Source organism: Bacteroides sp. CAG:189 (assembly GCF_000432295.1).
Taxonomy (GTDB): Bacteria; Bacteroidota; Bacteroidia; order Bacteroidales; family Bacteroidaceae; genus Bacteroides; species Bacteroides salyersiae.
The window spans coordinates 21,272-28,200 of record NZ_HF991092.1 but is presented as its reverse complement, the minus strand read 5'-3'; the positions used below and the strand labels follow the sequence as shown (position 1 = coordinate 28,200).

Sequence of the window (6,929 nt, the reverse complement as noted above, 5' to 3'; positions counted from 1 at the left end):
AATCCTGCTGAATGCCATTGAAGCAAGTAAGGTGCTGGGAGTGGACAAGAAAGAACGAAAAGAGTGGGAGTATGTGCTTGCGCATCTGGCTCCTTATAAGATAGGACGTTACGGGCAGTTGATGGAGTGGTCCAGAGACATCGACGATCCGGAAGACGAGCATCGTCATGTGAATCATCTGTTCGGATTGCATCCGGGGCATACCCTGTCTCCGGTGACGACTCCGGAATTGGCTCAGGCTGCCCGGGTGGTGCTCGAACATCGTGGAGATGGAGCTACCGGATGGAGTATGGGTTGGAAACTGAACCAATGGGCAAGATTGCAGGATGGAAATCATGCTTATAAACTGTATGGCAATCTGTTGAAGAATGGGACATTGGATAATTTGTGGGATACGCATGCGCCTTTCCAGATCGACGGGAATTTTGGAGGTACGGCAGGTATCACCGAAATGCTGCTGCAAAGTCATATGGGATTCATTCAGTTGCTGCCTGCACTGCCGGATGCGTGGCAAGATGGTTCGGTAAGCGGAATTTGTGCAAGAGGCGGTTTTGAAGTGAATCTTTCGTGGAAGGATGGCAAGTTGGCAGAGGCGGTAGTGACCTCTGAAAAGGGTGTTCCGTGTACGGTGAGATACGAAGATAAGACGTTGTCTTTTAAGACAAAGAAAGGTAGCAGCTACCGGATTGTAATGGACAATAATGAACTGAAAAAGAAAATAATAGAATGATGAAGAAAGGACTTTTTTTATTGTTATTGCTTTGGTTATGGATGATACCGGCCGAAGCGGCTTATCAGCCTCAGTATTCAGTGGCCGGCTTCTATCCTTTGGATGATACCGGACGTACGGTGTATTCCATGAATCCTGCCTGGCGTTTCCATAAGGGAAGTGCCCCTGAAGCGTATCGGGTGGATTTTGAAGACAGTGCCTGGGAAGTGGTTTCATTGCCGGACGGAATAGAGTATCAGCCGACGGAAGCCAGTGGGTGTACGAATTATCAAGGAGAGGTATGGTATCGTAAGCATTTTACTCCGGTAGATGAATGGAAGAATAAGAAGCTGTTCTTGCATTTCGAGGCGATCATGGGTAAATCTAAAATCTGGATTAACGGACATTTGGTGAATGAACACTTCGGGGGATATCTGCCGGTTATTGCGGATGTTACCGCCTATGTGGATTTTGGAAAAGACAATGTGATAGCCGTATGTGCTGATAATAGCGACGATCCTTCGTATCCTCCCGGTAAGGCGCAGGATGTACTGGATTTTACTTATAGCGGAGGAATTTACCGCGACTGCTGGCTGATTGCCCATAACGATGTGTACATTACAGATCCGAATTATGAAAATAAGGTAGCGGGTGGCGGATTATTTGTTGCTTATAATAATGTGTCAGAAGAAAGCGCGGATGTATTGCTGGATATTCAGGTAAGAAATGACCGTAAACAGTCTTTTAATGGAAAGGTGGTTTATGAATTGCTCGATGCCAATGGCGGGAAAGTGGGTGAAGCTGGCCGTAAACTTTCCATAGGCAAAGGAAAGGCGGTTTCCGGTGCCAGTAAGATAAAATTGTCTGCTCCGCATCTCTGGTCGCCGGAGTCGCCCTATTTGTATCAGTTGCATGTGTATATAAAAGATAATCAAGGAAATGTGATTGATGGTTATCGTCGTCGTATCGGTGTGCGCAGCATAGAGTTTAAGGGGAAGGACGGTTTTTGGCTGAACGGGAAACCTTATGAAGCTCCCCTGATAGGTGCTAACCGGCACCAGGATTTTGCGATTGTGGGCAATGCACTGTCTAATGGCATGCATTGGCGGGATGCAAAGAAATTGAGGGATGCCGGATTGAAAGTGATCAGAAATGCCCATTATCCGCAAGATCCCGCCTTTATGGATGCTTGTGATGAATTGGGGCTTTTCGTAATAGTCAATACTCCGGGATGGCAGTTCTGGAATGAGGCTCCGGAATTTGCGCAACGGGTTTATTCTGATATTCGCAATATGGTGCGTCGGGATCGGAATCACCCTTCCGTATGGATGTGGGAGCCGATTTTGAATGAGACGTGGTATCCGGCGGATTTTGCACAAAACGTGAAAAACATCGTGATGGAAGAGTATCCGTATCCTTATTGCTATACAGGATGTGATTCGGAAGCGAAAGGACACGAATATTTTCCGGTACTTTTTAAGCACCCGCAACTGGGAGGAGTAGATAAAGAGGAAGCGGAACATCCGGAAATTACTTACTTTACCCGTGAATGGGGAGATAATGTGGACGATTGGTCATCGCACAATTCTCCCAGTCGTGCCAGCCGTGCCTGGGGAGAAACTCCCATGCTGATTCAGGCACAGGGGTATGCGAATCCTTCTTATCCGTATACCTGTTATGAGATGTTGTATCAGACAACCCGGCAGCATATCGGCGGATGTCTGTGGCATTCGTTCGATCATCAGAGGGGCTATCATCCCGATCCTTTTTACGGGGGGATTATGGATGCTTTCCGGCAGCCGAAGTATTCGTATTATATGTTTCAGGCGCAACGTAGCCCGCAGAAAAGCGATTTGATAGCCGAAACGGGGCCGATGGTATACATCGCACACGCGATGACTCCTTTCTCACCCAAAGATGTGACGGTTTATTCCAATTGTGACGAGGTTCGTCTTACGGTATTTAAAGAGGGAAAACAGTATCATTTTAAAAAGGAGAAAAGGGAGAAGGGAATGCCGTCTCCGGTGATTACGTTTAAGGATGCGTATGATTTTATGCAGGATAAGGCTTTGTCGCGTAAAAGAAAGCAGGCGGATGTATATATGTTTGCAGAGGGGCTTATCGATGGAAAAGTGGTGGCTACTCATCGGGTATCTCCGGCACGTCGTCCGTCCCGGCTTTTGCTGTGGGTTGATAATGAGGGGATGCAGATGGAAGCCAATGGCTCGGATATAGTTACGGTAGTAGCTGCTGTGGCAGATGAAAACGGGAATATCAAACGTTTGAATAACTATTTCGTTCGTTTCGAGATTGAAGGTGAAGGTACGATTTTGGGTGATGAGGACATTATGGCGAATCCACGTCCCGTACAATGGGGGACGGCACCTGTATTGGTGAAGTCGACTACCCGTCCCGGCAAGATTAAGGTTCGGGCTTCCGTATTGGTGGAAGGTACGCAGATGCCCGCCAGTGAAACGATTGAAATAGAGACTTATCCGGCAACTGTTCCTTTGATTTTTGATGAGGCCGAAGAGAATGCTATGGGTAAGATAGTCAGAAAGAAAACTACCGGGAAAACGGAAGATGAAGATTGTGCACGCGAAGTGAAGAGATTACAAATGGAATTGAATCAATATAAACTGAAAGAGGTGGAACAACAACAAACGGATTTCGGTGAAAAAAGATGAATAGAGAAGTACAATGAAGAAAATTTTATTATCAATGGCTCTGCTTGCTGCGGTTTGTAGCGGGCAGGCACAAAACGGAAAAGAGTATTATGTGAAGCATCTGGATTTTCCACAGGGTGCTACACTTCAAGAGAAAGTGGATATGGCGGCAAGATTGGTACCGACGCCACAACAGTTGGCTTGGCAACAGATGGAACTGACTGCTTTCCTGCATTTCGGTATCAATACCTTTACAGGTCGTGAATGGGGAGACGGGACAGAAGATCCGGCCCTGTTCAATCCGACACAGTTGGATGCAGAGCAGTGGGTGCGTACATTGAAAGAAGCCGGTTTTAAGATGGTGCTTCTCACGGCGAAGCATCATGACGGTTTTTGTTTGTGGCCTACCAAGACTACGGCTCATTCGGTAGCTTCTTCATCTTGGAAGAATGGTAAAGGGGATGTGGTGAAGGAACTTCGGGACGCTTGTGATAAGTATGACATGAAATTCGGAGTGTATCTGTCTCCCTGGGATAGAAATGCGGCATGCTATGGGGATTCTCCGAAATATAACGAGTTTTTCATTCAGCAATTGACAGAGTTGCTTTCCAACTATGGGGAAGTGCACGAGGTGTGGTTCGATGGTGCCAATGGTGAAGGGCCTAATGGCAAGAAACAGGTTTATGACTGGGATGCATTCTATAAAACGATCCAGAAGTTACAACCGAAAGCTGTAATGGCTATTATGGGTGACGATGTGCGCTGGGTAGGCAACGAGAAAGGAATCGGCCGCGAGACGGAATGGAGTGCTACCGTGCTTACTCCGGGAATCTATTCCCGTTCGGAGAAAAACAACAAACAGTTGGGGGTATTTGGCAAGGCGCAGGATTTGGGAAGTCGGGATATACTCGGAAATGCAACGGAACTTTTCTGGTATCCTTCGGAGGTAGATGTTTCTATTCGTCCGGGTTGGTTCTATCATCAGGAAGAGGATAGTAAGGTGAAAAGCCTGAAACATTTGACGGATATTTATTTTCAGTCTGTCGGTTATAATTCGGTTTTACTGTTGAATATACCGCCGGATCGCCGGGGATTGATAAACGAAGCGGATGTGACCCGTTTGAAAGAGTTTGCCGAATATCGTAAACAGACTTTTGCCGATGACAGGGTGAAAGGCGGACAGAAGTTATGGGAAGCGAAACCGGGTGAAGAACGCATTTATAAACTGAAATCGGGTTCGGAGATCAATGTAGTGATGTTGCAGGAGGATATTTCGAAAGGACAGCGTGTGGAAGAATTTTCGGTAGAGGCACATACTGCTGATGGCTGGAAAGAGGTAGGGCAGGGGACTACCGTAGGTTATAAACGTATGTTACGTTTCCCTGCAGTAAAAACCGATCGGTTGAAAATTAAAATAAAGAATTGCCGTCTGACCGCCAATATCAGTAAGATAGCTGCTTTTTATGCGGTTCCTTTACAGGAAGAGGGTGAAACGGTCGATTGGAACAATCTGCCGCGTTCTGCTTGGAAACAGGTTTCTGCTTCTCCGCTCGTTATTGATTTAGGCAGTCCGGTATCGTTGGGGGCTTTTACTTATGCTCCTGCCAAAGCCGAAGCCAAGCCGACAATGGCGTTCCGGTATAAATTCTTTGTGAGCTTGGATGGTAATAATTGGAAAGAAGTTCCTTCAAGTGGAGAGTTTAGTAACATTATGCATAATCCGCTTCCGCAAACGGTATCATTTAAGGAGAAGGTGAAAGCCCGGTTTATCAAATTAGAAGCTACTACACCGACAGATACTCCTGCTGTGGTGGAAATAAATGAAATCGGGGTAACGGTGAATAAATAACGTCCACTTGCAACAAGGATGCTGCAGCATAGCTTCTCCTCCTTTTGGAAGCCATACGGAATATAAAGTTATATCGAACTTAGATTAAATAAATAATTGATGAGCACAATGAACATAAATAAGCGTAATTTATATACTACCGCCTCTGCTTTGGTTTTGTCTGGGCCATTAGTGGCTCAGCAACCGAATATTATTCTTTTTCTGGTGGATGATATGGGGTGGCAGGATACCTCAGTTCCTTTCGGGGCAGAGCCCACCAAGTTGAACGAAATTTATCATACCCCCAATATGGAGAGGTTGGCACAAAAAGGGGTGAAATTTACTCATGCTTATGCAAATTCCATCAGCTCTCCGTCGCGGGTAAGTCTTTTTACCGGGGCAAATGCTGCAAGACATCGGGTAACTAACTGGACCTTGAAGAAAAATGTTTCTACTGATCGCAAAAACGATCTGTTGGAATTTGGAGATTGGAATTACAATGGTTTGTGTCCGGAAGAGGGCGTGCCTTATACATTTTATGCCAAATGTCTACCCGAACTGCTTCGGGAAAACGGATATACAACCATGATGGTGGGTAAAGCGCATTTTGGATCATTGGATACTCCGGCAGCTGATCCGTTAACAATTGGCTTCGACTATAACATTGCCGGACATGCTGCCGGAGCGATGGGGAGTTATTTGGGAGAAGAAGGATACGGGGCTACCGGAAACCCCGAGTGGGCGAAGATATGGGCCGTTCCCAATCTGGAAAAGTATCATGGTACGGATACGTTTTTGACTGAAGCTTTGACGTTAGAGGCTAAAGGATTGATGGATAAGGCACTGCTTAAGCAAAAACCTTTCTTTTTGTATATGAGTCATTATGCAGTTCATGCTCCATTTGCTACCGATAAGAGGTTTTATGATAAGTATATTGCTAAAGAACTTTCTCATAAAGAAGCGCAGTATGCCGGACTGGTGGAAGGTATGGATAAGAGTTTGGGCGATCTGATGGATTATCTGGAAGAAAAAGGTATCGCACAAAATACGGTTGTCATTTTTATGTCGGATAACGGTGGTTATACAATAGGCCGTCCGGATAAGAACTTTCCATTAAGTGAGGGAAAAGGGTCACTGAAGGAGGGAGGTATTCGTGAGCCGATGATCGTCTACTGGCCGGGGGTGACGCAACCTTCTGCCGAAAATGCGACACCGGTGATTATTGAGGATTTCTTTCCCAGTATTTTGGAACTTGCCGGGGTAAAGAAAGGAATACATACTCCGCAAGTTGTGGATGGAAAAAGTTTTGTGCCATTCCTGAAGGGAAAACGGGGGGATATGAAACGTCCTTTATATTTTCATTATCCCAATAATTGGGGGGAACGTCATGGTACTACCGGTGCCCCGCAAAGCGCTATTATTGAGGGAGACTGGAAACTGATTTATTATTATGAATCACAGACTTCTGCTTTGTTTAATTTGAAAGATGACCTGTCGGAATTGCACAATCTTATCAATGAGGAGGCATGCGGGAAAATCGCTGCCAAGTTGGCGAAAGATTTGACTCGTCATTTGAAGAAAACAAATGCTATCATACCTGTATTGAAATCAACCGGTAGGCCGGTGAGATATCCGGATGGAACAGAGATAAAAACGGTTTCTTAATTGAATAATTTTATTATAGGTAGTCAAGTAGTAAGTAGTTAAGTAGTAAGTAGTTAAGTAG

At 45.5% G+C, this 6,929-nt stretch carries 3 protein-coding genes and 1 pseudogene; all 4 read left to right on the top strand.

What is annotated here, in order from left to right; genetic code table 11:
• Positions 1 to 730 (top strand): annotated as a pseudogene (locus QVP90_RS13090) (glycosyl hydrolase family 95 catalytic domain-containing protein); the annotation flags it as partial.
• Positions 730 to 3,396 (top strand): glycoside hydrolase family 2 protein, encoded by a 2,667-nt coding sequence (locus tag QVP90_RS13085; protein ID WP_264381117.1) that lies wholly within the window; start codon positions 730 to 732, stop codon positions 3,394 to 3,396. The pseudogene QVP90_RS13090 and the gene QVP90_RS13085, both read left to right, overlap by 1 nt.
• A 13-nt stretch (positions 3,397 to 3,409) precedes the next feature.
• Positions 3,410 to 5,224 (top strand): alpha-L-fucosidase, encoded by a 1,815-nt coding sequence (locus QVP90_RS13080; protein ID WP_264380994.1) that lies wholly within the window; start codon positions 3,410 to 3,412, stop codon positions 5,222 to 5,224.
• A gap of 108 nt (positions 5,225 to 5,332) precedes the next feature.
• Entirely contained in the window at positions 5,333 to 6,868 is a 1,536-nt protein-coding gene (locus tag QVP90_RS13075; RefSeq protein ID WP_021936673.1) for a sulfatase, read from the top strand.
• The last annotated feature ends 61 nt before the right edge of the window (positions 6,869 to 6,929 follow it).

What these genes read in the sequence shown, in the direction of transcription:
- QVP90_RS13080 (WP_264380994.1), top strand. Translation starts at nt 3,410, where the DNA reads ATGAAGAAAATTTTATTATCAATGGCTCTGCTTGCTGCGGTTTGTAGC.
- QVP90_RS13075 (WP_021936673.1), top strand. Translation starts at nt 5,333, where the DNA reads ATGAACATAAATAAGCGTAATTTATATACTACCGCCTCTGCTTTGGTT.
- QVP90_RS13085 (WP_264381117.1), top strand. Translation starts at nt 730, where the DNA reads ATGAAGAAAGGACTTTTTTTATTGTTATTGCTTTGGTTATGGATGATA.